The sequence below is a fragment of the Kitasatospora sp. NPDC058190 genome (assembly GCF_042883685.1).
Classification (GTDB): Bacteria; Actinomycetota; Actinomycetes; order Streptomycetales; family Streptomycetaceae; genus Kitasatospora.
Genome location: NZ_JBHVVI010000150.1, coordinates 1 through 19258, shown reverse-complemented (window position 1 = coordinate 19258; position 19258 = coordinate 1). Strand labels below are relative to the sequence as shown.

General features: G+C 70.6%; 22 protein-coding genes and 4 pseudogenes. 9 read left to right on the top strand and 17 right to left on the bottom strand.

The genetic code is table 11. The features are described 5' to 3' along the window. Positions 1-115 precede the first annotated feature (115 nt). From ACFVWU_RS39735 to ACFVWU_RS39725, 3 genes are all read left to right on the top strand, one after another. A complete protein-coding gene (locus ACFVWU_RS39735) occupies positions 116-457 on the top strand; it encodes a hypothetical protein (protein WP_387630369.1) in 342 nt (113 codons plus the stop codon). A gap of 487 nt (positions 458-944) precedes the next feature. Then, the gene (gene istA, locus ACFVWU_RS39730; RefSeq protein WP_387630366.1) at positions 945-2210 is read left to right on the top strand and encodes an IS21 family transposase; all 1266 of its coding nucleotides are present in this window, start codon (positions 945-947) and stop codon (positions 2208-2210) included. Beyond that, on the top strand, positions 2210-2863 hold the full coding sequence (locus ACFVWU_RS39725; protein ID WP_387630364.1) for an ATP-binding protein: 654 nt from the start codon (positions 2210-2212) through the stop codon (positions 2861-2863). The genes istA and ACFVWU_RS39725 overlap by 1 nt, the downstream gene beginning before the upstream one ends. 38 nt (positions 2864-2901) lie before the next feature. On the opposite strand, the gene ACFVWU_RS39720 is transcribed toward ACFVWU_RS39725, so the two are convergent. The 7 genes and pseudogenes from ACFVWU_RS39720 to ACFVWU_RS39690 form a co-directional block, all read right to left on the bottom strand. After that, positions 2902-3429, bottom strand: a complete 528-nt coding sequence (locus tag ACFVWU_RS39720; RefSeq protein WP_387630362.1) for a hypothetical protein — start codon at positions 3427-3429, stop codon at positions 2902-2904. A 47-nt stretch (positions 3430-3476) separates the two neighbouring features. Then, positions 3477-3755, bottom strand: a pseudogene (locus tag ACFVWU_RS39715) (tyrosine-type recombinase/integrase); the annotation flags it as partial. A gap of 88 nt (positions 3756-3843) precedes the next feature. After that, a complete protein-coding gene (locus ACFVWU_RS39710) occupies positions 3844-4428 on the bottom strand; it encodes a hypothetical protein (RefSeq protein WP_387630359.1) in 585 nt (194 codons plus the stop codon). Between the two features lie 172 nt (positions 4429-4600). Next, positions 4601-5074 carry a helix-turn-helix domain-containing protein gene (locus tag ACFVWU_RS39705; protein ID WP_387630356.1) on the bottom strand — a complete coding sequence of 158 codons (474 nt, stop codon included), beginning with the start codon at positions 5072-5074 and terminating at the stop codon, positions 4601-4603. Positions 5075-5364: 290 nt separating this feature from the next. Beyond that, positions 5365-5559 (bottom strand): hypothetical protein, encoded by a 195-nt coding sequence (locus ACFVWU_RS39700; RefSeq protein WP_387630355.1) that lies wholly within the window; start codon positions 5557-5559, stop codon positions 5365-5367. A gap of 10 nt (positions 5560-5569) precedes the next feature. Continuing rightward, positions 5570-7390, bottom strand: coding sequence for an FAD-dependent oxidoreductase (locus tag ACFVWU_RS39695; RefSeq protein WP_387630354.1), 1821 nt, complete (start codon positions 7388-7390; stop codon positions 5570-5572). Positions 7391-7871: 481 nt separating this feature from the next. After that, positions 7872-8180 (bottom strand): hypothetical protein, encoded by a 309-nt coding sequence (locus ACFVWU_RS39690; RefSeq protein WP_387630352.1) that lies wholly within the window; start codon positions 8178-8180, stop codon positions 7872-7874. 45 nt (positions 8181-8225) lie between these two features. On the opposite strand from ACFVWU_RS39690, the pseudogene ACFVWU_RS39685 reads away from it, so the two are divergent. Next, a pseudogene (locus ACFVWU_RS39685) lies at positions 8226-8441 on the top strand (ATP-binding protein); the annotation flags it as partial. A gap of 23 nt (positions 8442-8464) precedes the next feature. Here the strand turns inward: ACFVWU_RS39685 and ACFVWU_RS39680 are convergent. From ACFVWU_RS39680 to ACFVWU_RS39655, 6 genes are all read right to left on the bottom strand, one after another. Next, on the bottom strand, positions 8465-9574 hold the full coding sequence (locus tag ACFVWU_RS39680; protein WP_387630349.1) for a mechanosensitive ion channel family protein: 1110 nt from the start codon (positions 9572-9574) through the stop codon (positions 8465-8467). A 245-nt stretch (positions 9575-9819) separates the two neighbouring features. Continuing rightward, positions 9820-10029 (bottom strand): helicase associated domain-containing protein, encoded by a 210-nt coding sequence (locus tag ACFVWU_RS39675; protein WP_387630348.1) that lies wholly within the window; start codon positions 10027-10029, stop codon positions 9820-9822. Between the two features lie 125 nt (positions 10030-10154). Beyond that, positions 10155-10694 (bottom strand): hypothetical protein, encoded by a 540-nt coding sequence (locus ACFVWU_RS39670; protein ID WP_387630345.1) that lies wholly within the window; start codon positions 10692-10694, stop codon positions 10155-10157. A 191-nt stretch (positions 10695-10885) separates the two neighbouring features. Next, entirely contained in the window at positions 10886-11455 is a 570-nt protein-coding gene (locus ACFVWU_RS39665; RefSeq protein ID WP_387630344.1) for a hypothetical protein, read from the bottom strand. Positions 11456-11912: 457 nt separating this feature from the next. Next, entirely contained in the window at positions 11913-12110 is a 198-nt protein-coding gene (locus ACFVWU_RS39660) for a hypothetical protein (RefSeq protein ID WP_387630343.1), read from the bottom strand. 65 nt (positions 12111-12175) lie between these two features. Continuing rightward, positions 12176-12781, bottom strand: a complete 606-nt coding sequence (locus tag ACFVWU_RS39655) for a hypothetical protein (protein ID WP_387630342.1) — start codon at positions 12779-12781, stop codon at positions 12176-12178. 379 nt (positions 12782-13160) lie between these two features. Between ACFVWU_RS39655 and ACFVWU_RS39650 the strand changes: the two are divergent. Continuing rightward, positions 13161-13607 (top strand): annotated as a pseudogene (locus ACFVWU_RS39650) (transposase family protein); the annotation flags it as partial. Positions 13608-13816: 209 nt separating this feature from the next. Here the strand turns inward: ACFVWU_RS39650 and ACFVWU_RS39645 are convergent. Beyond that, positions 13817-14869 (bottom strand): hypothetical protein, encoded by a 1053-nt coding sequence (locus ACFVWU_RS39645; RefSeq protein ID WP_387630340.1) that lies wholly within the window; start codon positions 14867-14869, stop codon positions 13817-13819. Positions 14870-15028: 159 nt separating this feature from the next. Here ACFVWU_RS39645 and ACFVWU_RS39640 point away from each other — a divergent pair, with 159 nt between their 5' ends. From ACFVWU_RS39640 to ACFVWU_RS39630, 3 genes are all read left to right on the top strand, one after another. Beyond that, positions 15029-15481: a MarR family winged helix-turn-helix transcriptional regulator gene (locus ACFVWU_RS39640; protein WP_387630338.1), complete on the top strand. Its 453-nt coding sequence runs from the start codon at positions 15029-15031 to the stop codon at positions 15479-15481. Positions 15482-15660: 179 nt separating this feature from the next. After that, on the top strand, positions 15661-16416 hold the full coding sequence (locus ACFVWU_RS39635) for a hypothetical protein (protein WP_387630335.1): 756 nt from the start codon (positions 15661-15663) through the stop codon (positions 16414-16416). Positions 16417-16584: 168 nt separating this feature from the next. Next, on the top strand, positions 16585-17553 hold the full coding sequence (locus ACFVWU_RS39630) for an alpha/beta hydrolase family esterase (RefSeq protein ID WP_387630332.1): 969 nt from the start codon (positions 16585-16587) through the stop codon (positions 17551-17553). A 174-nt stretch (positions 17554-17727) separates the two neighbouring features. Here ACFVWU_RS39630 and ACFVWU_RS39625 read toward each other — a convergent pair whose 3' ends face one another. Further along, complete coding sequence (locus tag ACFVWU_RS39625; RefSeq protein WP_387630329.1) at positions 17728-18294, bottom strand: GNAT family N-acetyltransferase; 567 nt, start codon at positions 18292-18294, stop codon at positions 17728-17730. An 82-nt stretch (positions 18295-18376) separates the two neighbouring features. Here ACFVWU_RS39625 and ACFVWU_RS39620 point away from each other — a divergent pair, with 82 nt between their 5' ends. Next, positions 18377-18604 carry a hypothetical protein gene (locus ACFVWU_RS39620; RefSeq protein ID WP_387630371.1) on the top strand — a complete coding sequence of 76 codons (228 nt, stop codon included), beginning with the start codon at positions 18377-18379 and terminating at the stop codon, positions 18602-18604. Here ACFVWU_RS39620 and ACFVWU_RS39615 read toward each other — a convergent pair whose 3' ends face one another. Both ACFVWU_RS39615 and ACFVWU_RS39610 read right to left on the bottom strand, forming a co-directional pair. After that, positions 18605-18889 carry a transposase gene (locus tag ACFVWU_RS39615; protein ID WP_387630370.1) on the bottom strand — a complete coding sequence of 95 codons (285 nt, stop codon included), beginning with the start codon at positions 18887-18889 and terminating at the stop codon, positions 18605-18607. It lies immediately after the preceding gene. Positions 18890-18950: 61 nt separating this feature from the next. Next, positions 18951-19181, bottom strand: a pseudogene (locus ACFVWU_RS39610) (DDE-type integrase/transposase/recombinase); the annotation flags it as partial. Between the last annotated feature and the right edge of the window lie 77 nt (positions 19182-19258).

The window sequence follows — 19258 nt, the reverse complement described above, 5'->3', positions numbered from 1 at the left end:
AGCCGAGTACTTGTACGTCCCCAACGGGAACTCCTGTTCTCCGGATCATCACGATCCAAGTGTCCAGGGTGTCCACGTTCCGGGGGAAACCTCCGACGACCCGTGGAGCGATGACATGAGCCGCTACCTGCCTGACCCGTCCACCCCCGTCGCGGAGCTGAACGCGCCCGTCCACGCGGCCCTGCGCACCGCCCGCGAGGCCGGCGCCCAGCTGCTGGCCCTCGCCTACCCCTCCCGCACGCCCGGCGGGAGCTGGCACGTCACCGTGCTGGAGACCGCGACCGACGACGTCCGCTTCGACTTCCACACCGGCAGCGCGCAATGGGACCCCGCGGCCGTCGAGCGCGAGTTCCGCCGACGCGGCTACGACTCGCTGGCGGGCATGCTCCACCAGGAGTGGACCCAGCTGATCGACACAGGCCGCAGCACCCACCTGTTCACGGACCCACACCAGTAAGACGACTGGTGGTCGTAGAACGGGCACGAAAGCGGCTGTCCCAGCCGTCTCCCACCCACCACCGAGCGGCCGGCACCAGCCGGACGCGAAGAGAGGAAGCCCAGCGCAGCGCCCGACCACACCAACCAGCCCCCAACCCTCCCACCACCAGCAGCACGGGGCCCAGGAAGGTAAGTCAGCATGGTGAGCACCCCACCATCTAGCCCCTGACCAGCGAGAACGAACAGGACAGCAACACCGGCGCCGTCCGCTGCACACGCACCCGTACAGAACCAGGAACGCACTCAAAACGCGGGTTCCGGCGGCCATACGAGCACCCGTACAGAACCCCCACGACCACGGCACGGCGGTTACGGACGGCGGCAGCTGGGGCAGGGGCTGTCGGCAGCGGGTGAAACGAGGACCACGGACAGCGGATCAAAAGCGGGTCACTTCGTGATCTCTTGATCATCCTGACTTCACTGGTACGGGAGTCAGGAGGAAAGAGGTGATCGGGGTGGAGGACTGGGCTGAGATCCGTCGGCTGCATCGAGCCGAGGGGTTGTCTGCGCGGGCGGTGGCCCGGCAGCTGGGGATCTCCCGGGGCACGGTGACGCGGGCCCTGGGCTCGGACCGGCCGCCGGTCTACCAGCGGGCGTTGAAGGGCTCGGCGGTGGACGCCGTGGAGCCGGCGGTCCGCGAGTTGCTGCGGCAGACGCCGACCATGCCGACCACGGTGATCGCCGAGCGGATCGGCTGGGATCGGGGGCTGACGATCCTGCGGGAGCGGGTGCGCGAGCTGCGGCCGGCCTACCTTCCCGTCGACCCCATCTCGCGGACGGTCTACGAACCTGGCGAGCTGGCACAGTGCGACCTGTGGTTCCCGGAGGCGGACATCCCGCTCGGCTACGGCCAGAGCGGCCGTCCGCCGGTGCTGGTCGTCGTCTCCGGTTACTCCAGGATGATCACCGCCAGGATGCTGCCCTCGCGACAGACCAACGATCTGATCGACGGACACTGGCGGCTGCTGACCGGCTGGGGCGCCGTCCCGAAGACGCTGGTCTGGGACAACGAGCCGGACGTCGGCAGGGGCCGGCCGACCAGCGAGTTCGCCGCCCTGGCGGGCCTGCTCGCCACCAGGATCCACTTCTGCCGACCCCGGGATCCGGAGGCGAAAGGCCTGGTCGAGCGGGCCAACGGATACCTGGAGACCAGCTTCCTGCCCGGCCGGACCTTCGCCGGCCCGGGCGACTTCAACACCCAGCTGACCGCCTGGCTGCAGAACGCCAACCGTCGCCGGCACCGCACGATCGACGCCCGGCCCCTCGACCGTTGGGAGACGGACCGGGCGGCCATGCTGGCCATCCCACCCGTCGACCCGCCGACCTGGTGGCCGCTTCGCACCCGCCTGGGCCGCGACCACTACATCCGCGTGGACACCAACGACTACTCCGTCCATCCCCGTGCGATCGGCCGCCTCGTCACCGTCCGCGCCGACACCGAGGAGATCGCCGTGACCTGCGGCGAGGAGGTGGTGGCCCGCCATGCCCGCTGCTGGGCCCGTCACCAGTCGATCACCGACCCCGAGCACGCCGCCGCGGCCCGGCACCTGCGCGAGGAGGTCTGGCAGCAACGGGCCGCCCGCGCGCGCACCGCCCAGGCCGCGCTCTTGGCGCCCGACGGCCTCGGTATCGAGGTCGAGCAGCGCGAGCTGGCCACCTATGACCGCATCTTCACCCTCATTGAGGGCGGAGCCGGCAAGGAGGATCCCTGATGACCCCGACCACCGCCCCTGCCAAGCAGAGCACCACCACCGCCAAGAGCGACCGTCCACCCGAGGCACGCGCCGCCCGCACCGGCCGGCAGACCGCCGCCGACCTCGCCTTCCTCGCCCGAGCGCTGAAGGCCCCCGCCCTGCTGGACGCCGCCGAGCGCCTGGCCGAACGCGCCCAGGCCGAGTCCTGGACCCACCTCGAATACCTCGTCGCCTGCCTGCAGCGCGAGGTCTCCGCCCGCGACAGCCACGGCGGAGAGGGCCGCATCCGAGCCGCCCGCTTCCCCGCCATCAAGACACTCGAGGACCTCGACCTCGCCCACCTGCGCGGGCTGACGCGCCAGCAACTCGCACATCTGGGCACACTGGACTTCATAGCCGCCCGGGAGAACGCGATCTTCCTGGGACCGCCGGGCACCGGCAAGACACACCTGGCCACCGGACTCGCCATCCGCGCCTGCCAGGCCGGCCACCGAGTCGCCTTCGCCACCGCAGCCCAGTGGGTCGACCGCCTGGCCGCCGCCCACCACGCCGGCCGGCTCCAGGACGAACTCGTCAAGCTCGGCCGCTACCCGCTGATCGTGATCGATCTATGCCGAGACCGCGACTATGCCGAGAAGGATGTGGGCGAGCATGATCGTGGGCAGCTTTGACGGCTGTTCTGCTCGGCATAGTCGACGGCGGGGAGGGGCTATCCGGCCCAGGGGTTCGGTCCCTGCTTGAGGACGGCGAGCGCGCGCGTCTGGTCGGTGGGCCAGAGGTCGATCTGGTAGAGAAAGTGATCGCCGGGGCCGCCGTTGGTGTCGACGGCCGGTGGGGCAGAGGGGATGTAAGAGACACGGGCTCGCAACAGCCCTGCGGGGACGGTCGTGCTTGGCCCGTCCTCCGGGTGGACTCCTGGGCTGGAGACGGCGAGTTGGCCAGTCGGGGCAGCCAGGTCCACCTCCACGATGTGCTCAGCCGTCGGCTCGACCATGGGCGCGAACGCGTGGACGGTAATCAGCGATTCGACCATGTCGTCCCGCGCGGTGCCGACGGAGATCGAGTGCGGTTCCACCCCGATGCGGTGAATGTGGACTGCTTCCTCGGTCCAGCCGGCTGGCGGGAGGTTCGGGTCCGTTGCGTGTTCAGCCATCCACGCGTCATAGGGCTCAAGATCTTGGACATCGAACTGCCCGTGATCGGCATCGATCAGGAACTTCAACGAATCATCAGCCATCGCCGCAGGCTATCGAAGCGGACTGTCACTGCCAGCTCGGCTCACGATCACAGGCGATCGAGGAACGCGAGGACCTTGTCGGTGGGCTGGTAGCGCCCGGGGCGCGCGGTGACCGGTGCGGTCAGGGAGAGTGCCTTCTCCTTGATGGTCATGTCGGCGTGGACGTAGGCGTCGGTGGAGCGGACGCCGGCGTGGCCGAGCCAGAGCGCGATCACTGTGGTGTCGACACCGGCCTGGAGCAGGGACATCGCGCAACTGTGGCTTGTGTCCGCAGAGGCCGTGTGCGGATGACTTCGTGTTGCTATTGAACAGCGGAGTCCCGATGAGTGGTTCGCCGCGTTCGTTGTCGCTGGTGTTGCATTCCGCGCCGCTTGATGTGATGCGAGTCACTCCAGGTGTCGGGTCTGGCTGCGTTCATGGTTCGGTGTGCTGCCGCGACGCCTCTGGCATAGCCGCCTCGGTGGATGGCGGCCAGCGATGCCCGGCCTCGTGCAGCTTGCCGAGGGCAGCATGGTCGTTGCTGACCAGCACCTGTGCCAGCCGTGCTGCGGTGGCCACGACATCGGGCCAGCCTGGCGATTGAAGGAAGATCTCGTCGCCGGCATCGGCGCCAACCGAGCTCTGCACCCTGCCGTAGGCGGCGCCGAGGCGCGCCATCAGCGACACCTCCTCGTGGGTGCGAAGGCTTTGCCCCAGCCAGGGCAGCGGATCCTCCGCATTGCAGAAGTCGTCGAACAGGACGTGCACCACGTAGTCGAGATTCTCGAACTGGTCTGGGTCAAGCCGGACCTCCTGTTGCCAAGTCGGGCTTGCGAGAGCCACGACTGCAGGAACGACGTGCAGGCGGTAGTAGGGCAGCGCGATGCCGTGATCAATCACGGGTCGAGGGTACTGACTTCGTGATCGGCAGGGCTTGAGCGGCCGGCAGCTGCCGTGGTGGATCGCGGGCGCCTTGCCGGTGTCGTTCGGAGTCCTGACTGAGCCCAGGGTCTTCGCCATCAACTGCATGATCCGAGCGTGGTTGTGCGAGCTGCCGGGTGGGATTCGAACGAGCCGCTCGCCGCACCGATCCCGACGACGACGGCTCCCGCCGCCACCGCCGCCACCACCAGGGCGAGAGGACGCCGAGGCCTGCGCCGGCGCCGGTGGGTCGCTTGGTTCTGAACCACGATCACTCTCCTCGTCGCAGATGAGAGACAGAGAGCTGCCGACGGTCAGGGGACCAAGGAGGGTGATCCCAATTACGGAAAACTTCATTGAGGCCGGCCGGCTCCCCGTGCACGCGCCGGAATCCCCACCGAGGGTTCTCGGTGCCGAGTCGGACGATCAGGTCGCGCAGCTCGTCAGGGATATGCGGGCGGCCCGGAGCGGGTGGCTGGCTCCACTTCTTCTTGATCAGACGCCGGTGCCAGGCGAGGAGCGTGCGCGGTGAGACGATCCGGCGGCCTCGCAGTGCTTGGGGCAGAAGTCGGGCGAGCGCGGCCAGCAACGCCCGGTCCGACCAGCCGGGTCTTGGAACGGCGACCTGTCGGCGCAGCACCGTGACCTCGTGCCGCAGGATGAGTATCTCCGCGTTCTTGGCCGCGGTGGACCTGCAGAGCAGGGCCAGCCATGCGAAGACTCGGGTAGCGAGCAGGTAGGTCATCCGTACGAGCACGAGCCTGATCATGCCCAGTCAGCGGCTGGCGCATCGTCCGAGGTCAGCCGCAGTGAAGCGATTTTGGAGCACTACGGGCGGAGCAAGGCGACCTCGTGACGCAGGACGAGGATCTCGGCGTTTCTCGCAGCTGACGAGTGCCCCAGTAGTGTCAGCCAGTCCAATACCCGGCAGAAGATCAAGTACAGCAGTCGCAGACCCACGAACCGCGATCATGCCCGTGAGGTGACCGCTTGCAAAGCCGCTGCTCAGCCACCGTACGGCAGTAAAGACACCCTTCAGGCCTCCAGGAGCACGGCGTCGCGGGTCGCCCGATCATTCTGCTGACCCGGCCGGACCAGAGGCCACCAGGTGAGCTGCAGCTGTCCTTTCTGGCCCTCGTTCGGCAGCACCCGGGCCCCGCCCTGCTGGTTGTGGACCGTGGCGCAGGTCCAGGCACCGCCGAAGGCGCGGCGTCCGACGGACAGCAGCACCGGTTCTCGCTCAGCGGTGGTGGACCTCCAGGAAGGTGCGGACCGCCGATTCGAGGGCGCCCTCGATCCAGGCCGGCTTGAGGCTGGTGTGCTCGCCGGCGAAGTGGACGCGGCCCTCCGGGGTCTGGGTGGCCGGGTGGAGCTCGTGCAGCTGACCGGGGGTGACGATGGCGGCCTCACCGAGGGCATACCGAGCGCGTGCCCAGGACTGGGTGGCGCCGACTCCGGTGAATTCCCTCCGCACACGAGGCCCCAAGAGCCGCTCCAGGTCGTCGAGGGCGAAGGCATACCGCTCGCCCGGGGTGAGCGAGTCCCAGCGCGCCGCGTCGTCCGACCAGGTGTACGAGGCGAGCACCACGCCCCCCGAGGAGCCCTTCGGCGCATGCGAGGGGAAGTAGGTGAAGCGGCTGGGGCTGTCGCTGACGCAGCCGCCGCCGGTGAAGCCGTCCAGGCCCTCCTCCCAGAACCGGTGGTGGAACTCAAGCAGGACCTTGGTGGCCGAGTCGTAGTGCAGCTCAGCGACGGCTCGGCGCTTGGGGTAGGACATCAGGGGCTCGATCCGGCAGAACCGCAGCGCGCTGAACGGGAGCGTGACGATCGCGTAGTCGCCCTCGAAGGTCTCGGCGGGAGCGACGGGAGCGCCGTCGCAAGACTCCTCGTCGCCGCTCTCCGCGACCGTCTCGATGGTGACCTTGCCGGCGTCCTGCACCAGGCGGGTCATCCGGTGACCGAGGCGCAGGTCGTCCCGGAGCGGGGCGGCCAGCGCGTCGGTGAGCATGGCGGTGCCGCCCTCCAGTTCCCAGTAGCGGTTGGTGGGGCTGATCACCGCGTGGTCGATCAGGGTGGGGATCAACGAGTAGTGCAGCCGGGAGGTGAGGTTCTCCAGGGTGCCGGCGGCCTGGACGGACGCCGTGTCCCAGCCGGCTTCCTCGCGCAGGAAGCGGCGGGTGGAGTGGTAGCCGTAGGTGGAGAAGATGTGGGTCCAGGCGTCCAGCCGGTGGCGGATGTCACCGTCCCGGACCGATACCCCCTCGAACGCCTTGTCGAGGGCACTGGCGGTGGTGGAGTCGAACCGGGCGCCGAACGAACGATTGACCACCGCCGGGGACTGGGAGTACGCGGCGCGGGTGGTCCGGGTGCCGTTGACGTAGATCAGACTGCGGAAGCAGGCCTCGGGCGGGGTGAACGTCCGGTCCGGTCCGTTGCTCCAGGTCTCCCCGGTGAACGAGCGGTACTTCACCGGCGGAACGGCGCCGGTCGGGCCGGCGCCCGGCACGACGTCGGCGTTGTAGAACAGCCGCCGCTTCAGACCGAGTTTGTCGGCGAGCGCCAGGACGAGCGGGTGGAAGTCGGGCAGGCGCATGGCGCCGGCCTCGGCGTGCAGCCGGGGGTCGGCGAAGATGCCGCGGAAGGTCTTGATCCGCCCGCCGACCCGGTTGGCGTTGGCCTCGATGACGGTCACCTCGTGACCGGCCTGCTTGAGCAGCGTCGCGACGGTCAGCCCGGCGACGCCCGCACCCACCACCAGCACCCGCTTCCGGTCAGTTCGGGGCGGCAGTTGGGCGTCGATCAGGATGCGCAGATATTCGAGGGTCAGGTCGGTCTGCTCGTCCGCACCGGCCATGAGCATCTCGCGGGCCAGCGCGCGGCTGACCGCCTCGTCGGCCACCGGGCCGACGCTCGGCGCGTACGCGGGCACCGTGGCCGCCGCGCCCCGGGTGCCGAGGCCGACCGCGGCCGCGGCGGCCGACCCGAGGAGGGCACGCCTCCCCGGTCGGGGCTGCCCAAGAACGGCGCTCGACTCGCCGGACCGGCTCTCAGCGGGACTCACGTTTTCTCCTGACGAAGGCAGTTGGGACATCGCCCAAGCAACGCCCGACCACCGCACGCCGCAACGCCGGTCTCCCGAAGATCACCCGCACCGGTCACACTCAACACCTTTGCGTTCGACGGCTGGTGAGGAGTACGAACGCGCACGGCCTGAGCCTGGATCCATCGATCTGATTCCCGAGGGATCGCTTCAGTCGTCGTGCCAGGTGGCCGGCTGGAGGCACGGGTGTCCGCTCGTCTGCCCGGCTCTTGCGCATGTCCTCCGGTCGGGGCCCTCGCGGGCGGGGTGGTCAGGTCGTTGATCAGGCTGGCGGCGCAGCGTGGAGTCGGGTGTGGCCAGGAGGTGCGGGCCGGCGTCCGCCGGGCACGCGTAGCGAGCGGTGGTGTCCAGCAGGGGAAGGCCTAGGGCGGCAGGCGGTGAGTGGAGCAACGGGTGGGGGTTCGTCGGCTGGGTGGGTCGTGGAGGGTGATGATGCCGTCGATCAGTCCGCCGCAACGGTCAACGTCGAGCAGCCGTCCACCCAACGCGGCCCGGCAGCCGCCGCCCGCCCGGCCCGTAGCTCGTCCTCGGCCTCCTCGTACCGCCTCAACGCGGCCAGGGCCGCCGCCAGTTCGCCGCGCGCGGCCAGGGTGGCCGGCGCCTGCGGGCCCAGCTCGTCGGTGCGCAGCCGGACGACCTGCCGCAGGGCGGCTTCGGCCCTAACCCACAGCCCGTCGGCCGCGAGGCGGTTCGCCTTGGCGGCCAGGGAGTCGGCACGGCTCCGCGACCGGTTGCGCCACCACGCCAGCATCCGTCCCTCTCCCCCGTCGCTCCGGCCCTCCGCCGGTTCGCGGCGATGATCATACTGTTGGGGCCCCGGGAGCGGGCGGCGTGCAGCGTCGCGCCGGCCTTCCACGTCTCGGCGTGGACGACGGGCCCCGACGTGCTGATCCTCGACGACTTCGCGATGCGCCAGCTGACCACCGCCCAGGCCGATGACCTCTACGAACTTGTCTCCGAACGCCAGGGACGCTCGCTGATCATTACCAGCAACCGGGCACCCAGCGACTGGTATCCCCTCTTCCCCCGCGCCGGCTACCGCCGCCGGTCCGACAGCACCTCGGACGACTCTTCCCACTGGTGCGGAACCGGCGGGAGGGACGACGGTGCGCCAGGCCCGTCCTGCTGGAGCGAGACCGTGCGTGTGGGCGCGGGGATCGAGATGCCCTCCGTCCGGTACCGCTGGTGCAGGCGCTTGATGAACTCGTGCTTGATCCGGTACTGGTCGCTGAACTCACCGACGCCCAGGATCACCGTGAAGTTGATCCTGGAGTCCGCGAAGGTGTGGAAACGGACGGCGGCCTCGTGGTCGGGCACGCCACCGCTGACGTCGGCCATCACGCTGTCGACGACATCGAGGGTGACCCTCTCCACGTGCTCCAGGTCGCTGTCGTAGCCGACCCCGACCTGGACCAGGATCGACAGCTTCTGCTCGGGCTGGGAGTAGTTCGTCATGTTCGTCCGCGCCAAGCGGCCGTTGGGGATGATCACCAGGTTGTTCGACAGGTTGCGCACCACGCTGTTGCGCCAGTTGATGTCGACGACGTATCCTTCCTCCCCGCTGGTGAGCCGGATGTAGTCACCCGGCTGGACCGTCTTCGAAGCGAGGATGTGCACACCCGCGAAGAGGTTGGCGAGGGTGTCCTGCAACGCCAGCGCGACCGCGAGACCGCCCACCCCGAGGGCAGTGACCAGTGGGGCGATGGACACCCCGAGGGTCTCCAGGGCCACGAGGACGCCCATCGACAGCACCACGACCCGGGTGATGTTGACGAAGATGGACGCGGACGCCGCGACGCCCGTGCGGGACGCGGCCACCGACTGCACCAGCCCGGCCACCACCCGGGCCGCGCTGAGCGTCGCGATGACGATGAGCACCGCCGTCAGCGACTGGCCGACCAGCCCCCCGATCCGCGCAGTGAGTGGCAGGGCCGAAGCAGCCACCTCGGCCCCGGCGACCACGGCCGCCCAGGGGACGATGGTGCGCAACGCGTCGACGACGATGTCGTCCCCGCTCCACTTGGTCCTGCTGGCGTGCTTGCCCAGCCATTTCATCAGAGCCCGCAGCACCAGACCGGCCACACAGCCGGAGGCCAGCGCGATGCCGGCCACCACCCAGTCGTGCAGGACCAGGTCCCGGGTCACCGTCCCGCCCCCGCAGCCTGGAGGGCGAGGCAAAGGGCCATCGTCGGCCGCCGTACGTGCTGTGTCGTCACCTTGTCGCCTGTCAGGTCGTGTTGTGTGCAGCTGCGCTGGATCGGATGCTCGGATCCGAACGGACTGCCAATCCTGCCCCATCGCCCGGCTGCCGCCACAGCCGGACCTGGGCCTCCCGGTCCTCGACTCGCCGCTGGTGCGCGGCGCCGGGACGGCGGGGTGTACAGGGCAGGTCAGCCCGCGACGATCTCGACGTGCCGGTGGAGCGCGTCCAGGAGCGCGGTCTGCCGGTCGGTCAGCTTCCCGTCGGTGCGGGCCTTGTCCTGCTTGCGCAGCCAGGTACCGGGCCGGAAGGCCGAGTCGTCGCCCAGGCCGGTGCGGTTGGCGGGGCCGTCGACGGTGCTGCTGGCGGCGAGGTAGGCGAGCAGACGGTGCAGCGGCACCGGGTTCGCCGGACCGGCGGAAGGCCGCCGCGGTGTTTCACAGGCGATTACCCACGAAACACCGAATCGGAGCGCGGGGCTGGCTGCCGCCCGCCTGGGCGGTGCTCGATCGGGAAGCGCCGATATCAGGGGCCGACCCGGTCGTAGCGGAGCGCGGTGAAGCCAACGCCATCGGAGTAGACCTGTGCGACGGTGGCCGCCCCGACGGCGTTGATCTCCTGGGCCTGCAGCCGGATCGTTGTCGGCCCGCTGACCCTGATCAGCTCGCTGATCGGCGCGGTCTGGTTGCCGCCCGCCTTTGCGGTGCCCGGGTTCCCGTTGATGATCTGGTAGACGAGCCGCTCGCTCTCCGGCACCTCGGCGGCGGCCGTGACGTTCCACAGCCGCGCGCTCATGTAGACGTTGAGCGAGGGATTGCCCGCGAGGCGTCCGCGGACGTCCGCGTCGAGCTCGTACGTGCCGGCCCGGGGAAGCGTGACCTCCAACGGAGTGTCGGTCCACCTGCCGGACGGCAGGTTAACGATCGTGTGCAGCTTCGCGATCCCGCTGTCCGCAGCCGGTGCGGCCGGGGTCGCCTTCGCGTCGCTCTGCGTGGCTGCCGCTGTCGTGGCGCCCACGAGCAGCAGCGCCGCGATGCCGGTGAGGCTGGTACGCAGCGTTGACATGGTTCCTCCCGAACGAAGGCGATGGGATATGCCTCTGACAAGGTAGGAATCGCCCACTCCAGGGCCTATCGCCCGAACGGGTGAGGACCGCTCGCGCACCAAGCACCTGTGAGCGGGCGTACGCCTGCTCACAGTGGACAGCCGCTGGGTGGGCGTGTGGATCTCCAAGGCCAAGACCCGCCGGGCCAGGCTCAGTGGGGAGCAGCTCGACCGACCAGCTCGCTGCACTTGCTGCACTTGGGCTCGACTGGCGCTGGCCCCCGGGCGGGCCCGGTGCCTGCCGCAAAGCGCTCCAGGCCGTTTCTGCCCGCCTGTGCCCGCTGCGTTGGAGGAAACGGCGGCGGCCGGGTGGTGTGGAGGCGGCCTGGCGGCTTCTGGGGCCGCCCGGCGGTGGCGACGACGTCCAGGGTGTGCTCGGAGAACGCCGTGCCCTGGCCGTCGCGCTCGGGGCGCAGCGCCGCGAGCTTCGCTCCGGCCGGGAGCAGCCCTACGGCCTCCCGGCGGCCGGCTGCGGTCAGGGTCCACAGCTTGCGGTTGTCCAGCAGGCGCAGCTCCTCCCGCACCCTCCCGGCGACCTCCAGGTCGACCAGGGCGTCGCGGGTGGCCTTGTCGTTCCGCTGCCTGGGCAGGACCAGATGCCAGAGCTCACGAGCGGTGGCGCGCTGGAACAGGCCGAGCGACACCAGGACCCCGCGCCGCACCGGTTCGGTCGAACCCCGCTTCCACCGCACCTCAGCAGCAGGGGGAAGAGACATCGCCACGCCCCAGGCCCCTTGACCGGGGCTGCTGGCCTGCGGAAACGGGCCGGGCAGCCGCCGGGGGCACGGAGGTGCCGGTGGAGGTGCCCGCAGGGGCGGCGCCGGGGCCCTTGTCCCGGCCGGGCGAGGACTTCGCCGCCCGGTCGACCTGGTGGTGGTCGGCGGCCTGGTCGCCGTCGTCCCCGGAGCTGTGGCACAGGGGCCCGGTCTCCTCGCCCAGCGCAACCCACGCGCCGGGCCAGTTCGGGTGCCGGTCGCCCCACGGACGCGGCCTGGTCGAGTACGTCATCGACACGACCAGCCACGTCGTACGCCGCACCCGCGTCATCCCTCTTTGACCAGCTGAAACGGCGGTGCCACGAGGATGCATCCGGTGGCGTCGGAGGCAGCGCACGGAGACCACCTTCGCGACGGCGGCCAGGCCAGCCAAAGCGTCCGGCGCCGAGCTGCAGAACCAGCCTCAGGAAGGGGAGGGCCCCTCAGACGGCGGAAGCAAACACGGAGTGGTGACGCCGAGGTACATGCGATCCCCGCTACCCGAGGTCTCCGCCGTGGCGAAGTACCGGCTGTTGGGGTGGAAGGCGTCGACGAGCGCATCCGGCTTGCCGTCCGCGGACTCGCGGTACCCGTTCACGGTCAGACCCTCGCCGACCAGCATGTCACGGACCTTCCTGACCACTTCAGGATGCTGAGCACGAGGCACCGAACTCTTCACGCTGTACATCAGGATGTACCGGTCATCGGCGGCGGTCTCCCCGTTCCTGCCGGTCCTACGCAGGGTGCGGCGTTCGTCATCTCATGACACGAGCCGACCCACACATGCGAGCGAAGAGCCTCTTTTTGTTCAAAGTCTCGCATTCCGAACTGGGTTGTGTTGACACCGTTTTGGAAGCACGGGGCGAGACTCCTGGCCAGACCCCGCCCTCCGACCTCGCGAGCGATGAGATGGCAACGAGCCAGCAGTCCCGCGTCCTTGTCATCAAGGTTCCAGCCGGCGTTGGTCACGGTCTGCTTGGCTTCCGTCCAACCCGTGATCTCCCCGTCCGCGCCCGTACCGCGCTTGCTGGTCGGCTTACCGAACAGGCCCGCCACGGCACCGGTGGGCCGCTTCACGCCTGGGCTTCCCGCCACGTCCTCCATGTCCCCGTACATGATCCATCCGGCTCCGGTCACGTCCTTGTTGTCGGTGTCGGAGCCCGCCGGGCGGTGGTTGAGGCAGCTGTCCGGGTTGCTTCTCTGGGCCGGCGGGTTGCTCGGGATGATGGCCGGCTGGGGGCCGGGAGCGGCCGCAACGACAGTCGGGGTGACGTTGGGCTGGGTGGCCAGCATCGCCTGGAGGGTGGCGGAGCTGTAGGAGGCCGCGATGAGGGTGGGGGCCTGGTTGAGGTCCGGCGGGGTCCAGTCGAGCTTGGGCGCGGGGCGCTGGACGGCGGCCGTGGTCTTGTCGAACAGGGGCTTGGGGGCTCGGGGTGGAAGACGGCGGGGCGCACGGGTGACGTGGGCCGCCGGCAGGTGTTGCACTTGCCCCCCGTCGATCGGGGCGGGGCCGTACTCGCGAAAGTGGGCTCTCCTGCCGCATGTGTGGGTGTGCTGATCTACGGCTGGACGTGAAACACGCCGTTCCCTGTGATCCTTGAGGTGTCGAAGCCCAAATTAGATCAAGCAGAGAGACGGCGTGCCTGCCTTCAGCATATGGAAGCGCACCCTGATGGTCGAAAACACCGTGGTCGAGGGTGTCCGCTGGGACGAATCGGAACAGTGCGTGGTCGTGTCGGTACGGCCTGACGCGCGGCGGCGTGGGCGGTGCGGGCTGTGCCGGCGCCCGGCGCCGTTGTACGACCGGGGACGTGGCCGGCGCCGGTGGCGTGACCTGGACCATGGGACGCGGCGGGTGTTCCTGGAGGCCGACGCCCCGCGCGTCGCCTGCCGCGGACACGGCCCGACCGTCGCCTTCGTCCCCTGGGCCCGGCACGACGCCGGTCACACCCTGGCCTTCGACGCCCAGGCCGCATGGATGGCCGCCGAGTGCTCCAAGAGCGCCGCGGCCGAGCCGCTGCGCTGCACCTGGCGCACGGTCGGCCGGATCGTCGAGCGCTACACCGCCGACCGCGACCGGCACACCGACCGGCTGGCCGGACTGCGCCGGATCGGGATTCCAACGGACTGATCGAGTCCACCAACACCAAGACCCGCCTGATCATCCGCCGAGGCTTCGGCTTCCACTCCGCCGACGCCGTCATCGCCCTGGTCATGCTCACCCTGGCGGGCCCTCGCCCCACCCTCCCAGGACGCCAACCCACGACAGCCTGACCCACACATCAAGCAGGAGAGCCGCAAATGGGCTGACGCGCCCGGCCGCCCCGCTCAGACCGCGACAGCCGTCCGGCCCCGGGTCAGCCGGGGGCGCAGACCGACCAGGAGCGCGGCGACGGCGGCCCAGAGCGCGAGCGTGACCACCGGGCCGGCCAGGTGGGCGCCGCCGAAGTAGCTCAGGTCGCTGATCGCGCGGACGGCCGCGCCCGGCGGCAGCAGCGCCGATACGGCGCGGGCCGCGCCCGGCAACAGGTCGGCACCGATGGTGGCCCCGCTGGTGGCATTGCCGATGGTCAGCAGTACCAGGGTCGCGACCGGGAGGCCGACCGGGCCGAGGTAGGTGCCGAGTAGCTTGGTGGTGAAGGCCGCCGCCGCGGCCAGCAGGGACAGTGTGAACACCAGCGGCAGGACGGGGGCGGGCACGGCCCCGAGGACCGGTCCGGCGATGACCGCGCCAACCGCGCCGATCGCGGCGGAGGTGCCGAGCAGCAGCCAGAACCGGTGGCGCAGGCGCAGCTGTGCGGTCAGGCCGAGGGCGTTCGAACCCAGCACGAATCCGGCCAGGGTCACGCCGAAGGCCATGTAGAAGCCGGCCACGCCGCGGGCGTCGAAGTGTGCGAGCGGTACGACGTCCGTCGTGCTGACCCGGTCGGCCGCGCCCTGGGCGTAGGCGTTCACCAGCCGCGCCACGGCGGTCGTGGTGGACGTGCCGGCGGCCCCTGCGGTCTGCAGGCCGAGCCGGTCGGGCCCGTCGGCGGAGAGCGCGGCCACCACGTCGCCGTGCTCGACCGCGTGGCGTCCGGACGCGGCGTTGGCGACGGGGTGCACCTCGACGCTGTCGCCGAGCGCCCGGCCCACCTGGTCCGCCAGGACGGATCCGGTGACGGCGATCGGCACCCGGTGGGGCTGCGGGTCGCGCTGCAGGCCGATGTAGGAGGTGATGAAGGCCGCGGCGACGACCAGCGCGATCACGACCGGCTGGAGCCATGCCCGGACCGGCGGCCGGCGGACGGTCTCGCGGCGGCGCTCGGGAGAGGCGGCGGGTGCGGGGGTGGGAGTGGGTTCGGAGGTGTGCTCGGGGGCGGACGTGGAGGCGGTGGCCATGGCAGAGCTTCCTGGTGGGGCGTCGGTGCGGGTGCCGCGTACGGCGGAGCAGTGCACTATCGATCAATACGAGCATATGCTCCTATTCGGTGGGTGGCAAGGAGCCCTCGCATCTGCGAGCACATACTCCTATCTTGGAGGGGAAGCCTGGAGGAGACCATGACACCTGCGCCGCCGAACACCGCCCTCGCATGCAACAACCTCGCCCTCCGCAAGGCAGCGCGATACCTCGGCGCCACCTACGACAAGGCCCTCGCCGCAGCCGGACTCCGTTCCACCCAGTTCAGCATCCTGCAGGTACTGAACACGCGCGGCGAGACCACGATCACCAGCCTCGCCGAGTCGATCGCCATGGACCGCACGACCCTGGCCTCGAACCTCAAGCCGCTCGCCCGGGAGGGCCTAGTGACGGTGGAACCCTCGCCGACCGACCGCCGAGCGCGGATCGCCGCGATCACCGCGGACGGCCAGGCGCGGCTCGCCACAGCGATGCCGCTCTGGCAGGAGGCGCAGACGAAGTTCGAGGCCGCCTTCGGCGCAGACGAAGCCGCCGCGCTGCGCACCTCGCTGGACGCCGTCCTCGACACCGGCTTCGAGCCCTGGGCCGAGTAGCGGACGGCGTCCGCGCGGGCCGCGGCTTTCGGGGCTGAGGCGGGAGTCGCTGGCGACCTTCTCGGCGGCGTCGGGGGCCAGGGTCATCCACTGGTCGTAGCCGAGCGGCTGGAGCTCCTGCAGGGTGTACACGGCAGCACGAACACCGCGCCCGCACCGTCCAGCGGCCCCACGCCGACATGCCACGCGCCGCCGGCGCCTACCTTGCCGCCCGCACCCAGGCCGAGGTGCATGGTGTCGCCGGCGAACGCGTCACCTCCCAGGCCCAGCGCGCCTTTACCCTCGCCTTCACCGACCCGCAGGTCGCCGACGACGAGATCGACCTCGCCGAGCAGCTGCTCACCGGCCTGGACCTGCGAGCCACCGCCCTGACCGTCCGCACCGCCGCCCTCGTCCGCGACGCTGGCGCCGACGGAGTCGACGACCGACTCGAGGTCCTACGCACCGAAGCCCGCACCGCCGGCATCGTCGCCGCCCAGGCCGCCCTCGAACTCGCCGCCGCCTTCCACCACGCCGTCCGCGGCGACGACGCAGCGCTCGCCGCCGTCCAGCCCGGCTGCGTGATCTCGCCCGCGCCGGCGACTACGCCTACTACGTCGACATCGCCCACCCCATGGCTGGCCAGCACCCTGAGGCCCCTTCGGGCGTCCGCCGGCTCGACAGCGAGGAGACGGTGCGCACCAGGTGGCGGGCCTTGGTCACCAGCCGTCAGGAAGGTCCGCTCACCGGCCAGTAGGCCCCGCTTCGCCCTCGCCTCAACACGCGGGCACTTCGGGCTCCGGCCGAACCTTCACCACTTCGTGGACCCGCTCAACCGAGGCGAACCACGACTGGACTCGGCGGTCCACGAACCCAACAACCTGGATCATGTCGCTGCGCCGGGCGGCCAGGTCCTGGGAGCCTGCCTCGCGGTAGACGAACAGGTGGTCGGTTGAGAAACGGATCCGGTCGACCAGTCGGCCGAGCGGGGAGACCGGGCCCATGCCCGACACCCGCTGAGTGCGGGTCGGGCAATACGTCGTCTGCTCCGGGGCGCGGCGGATGCTGTTGCGGGCGATGCCTACTGACCTGTACCGACCAGTCCACAGACGGAGATGCCGATCATGTTGCGACTCCCTGTCCTCGCCGCGCTGCTGAGCCTCGCCTGTTGCGGCGCGGCCGCCGGCGTGCCACAACCGGGAACGGCCGTCGATCAGACGGCTTCCCCCGCCTCGGCCGGCTGTCTGACCCCGCCGCCGGTCGCTCCGGGTGAGACCGCGACGCTGGCGCTGACGTCCGGCGGGCAGCAGCGGAGCTACCTCGTCCACGTACCCGCCGGCTACCGGAGCGCCGATCGGACACCGTTGGTCCTGGCCTTCCACGGTTCCGGTGAGAGCGACACGCAGATCGAGTCGTACAGCGGTCTGTCGGCCCTGGACGCCATCGTGCTGTACCCCGAGGGGACCATCGGAACCAACGGCGAGACGTCCTGGGAAGGCGCGCCCTACTCGTCGGGCGTCGACGACGTACGGTTCGTCCAGGACCTGCTCGCCCGGACGCAGCAGCAGTTCTGCGTGGACCAGGGCCGGATCTACGCGACCGGCAAGTCGAACGGCGGCGGCTTCACCGCCCTGCTCGCCTGCCGGCTGCCGCGCCGGATCGCCGCCTTCGCACCCGTCGCGGGCGCCTACTACCCGGAGACGACGCAAGGCTGCCGGACGAGCCCGCCCGTGCCGATGCTCGAGTTCCACGGCACCGCGGACCCGGTCATCCACTACGACGGGGGAACCAGCCACGGCGAGCAGTACCCTTCGATCGCCCAGTGGCTGAGCACCTGGACCGACAAGGACCGGTGTTCGGCGGAAAACCGGCGCAGCATCGGCTCGGACGTGGTCGAGTTCGACTGGACGCCGTGCGTCCGGGGCACCGAAGTCACCCACTACCAGGTCATCGGCGGCGGCCACACCTGGCCCGGAGCGGTGGCGCCCAGCGGCCCGGGGCACACCACACAGACGATCTCGGCGACCGCGGTCATGTGGGAGTTCTTCACCCGGCACCCGCTCGACCGGCCGGCACACCCGGGCGGGTGGTGACGAACGGAGCGAAGCCGCCGCTCGCGCGTTCACCGGTCCCGCCCTCCCGGCAAGGGCGGGTCCGGACCGCGTGCGCCTGGTGGGGAACGCACGGGCGAGGAGGGACCCTGGGCCCTGCCCGCGCACCGCGTGTCGTGTGAAGGGACTTCGGCCCTGGCCGGTGCAGCTCACGGTTCACCGGAGCAGCGGGATCTCGCCGAGCTCATGGACGGAGCAGAGCGGGGTCCCGCCCACGGCCATCTCGAAGAGCGCCCCGGAACGATTGCCGCTGACCGTCCTGACCCACTGCCAGCCGTGGGTGCGGTAGTAGGCGTGCAGGTCCGCGTTGTCGCTCCAGGCGTTGGCGCGGACCAGCTCGGCGCCCGCGCCTGCGGCCCGCCACCGGGCCCAGCCGGTCAGGCGTGCGCCGATGCCCCGGCCCGCGTACCGGCGGTCGACGACGAAACGGCTGAAGTACCGTGCGGGGTCCGCCAGTTCCCATGCTGTCCAGAGCAGGCGACTCCCGGTCGGCCGGTCCGTGACGGTGGCCACCGGCTCACCGTCGGGCTCCAGCAGCGCCACCACGATGGCGCCCCGTTCGATCCAGACGAGAGTGCGGGTGGCGTCGAAGGGGTCGGACCACTGGCGCGAGCCGTGCCGCCGGGCGATCCAGGCGGCGGCCTCGGCGCGCAGCGTGGCCAGCCGGTCCAGGTCGGCAGGTACGGCCGCGCGGACGTACAGCGGGGGCGGCGCGTTCAGCACGGCTCGAGTGCGAACCGCGCGTGTTGGGCGTCCACCAGCCGGCGTCCGCAGGGGCGGAGAGTGCTCCCGTCGGGTGTGGTCAGTGAGTAGCGGCGACGAGGCGGCCGAGTGGTGCGCCGGGGTGCAGTACCGTTCCCCCGCCTGGCAGTTGGAGCAGGACGCAGTCGTCCGGTCCGCATTCCAGCAGGCCGAAGCCATCGCCGCAGCGGTGCAGCAGGCCGTCCTTGAGCCGGTGCACGCCGCCGGTCGGCGCCGCCAGGACGCGGGCGGGAGCTCCGGTGAGCTTCCCCCGCTGCGCGGGAGGTGGTGATTACCTGGTCAGGACGGGTGTGGGTGGTTCGACGGCCACCGGTTCGGCTGTCGCCTGGTCGGCGTAGAACTTCGCCTCGTACTCGTCGGGGCTGAGCCAGCCGAGTCGTTTCTGGATGCGGCGGGTGTTGTACCAACCGTCGATATAGGCGAACAGGGCCAGGTCCGCGTCCGTGCGGGTCTCGAAGGTCGTGCGGCGCACGCACTCGGTCTTCAGGACGCTCCAGAAGTTCTCCGCGAGGGCGTTGTCGAAGGAGTCGCCCACGCTTCCCATGCTCGGCTCGATTCCCGCTTTCAGCAGGCGGGTTGTGAGCTTGATGGACGTGTACTGGGCACCCGTGGTCGCTGTGATGAATCAGCTTCCCGGGTTCGACAGGCCGGCCGTGCAGCGCGTACTCCAGGGCGGTGAGGACCAGGTCGGCGTCCGCGCGTTCGGAGGTGTGCCAGCCCACGATCCGGCGGGAGAAGGCGTCGCGGATCGTGGCCAGCCACCACGGTCCCTCATCAGTCGGGATCAGCGAGATGTCGGCCACCCACAACCGGTTCGGCGCGGCGGCGGCGAAGTCGCGCTGGACCAGGTCCGGGGCAGGGTCGGCGGCCGGGTCACGGCGGGTGAAGGAGCGGGGCCGGCGCGGGCTGACGCCCTGGAGGCCGG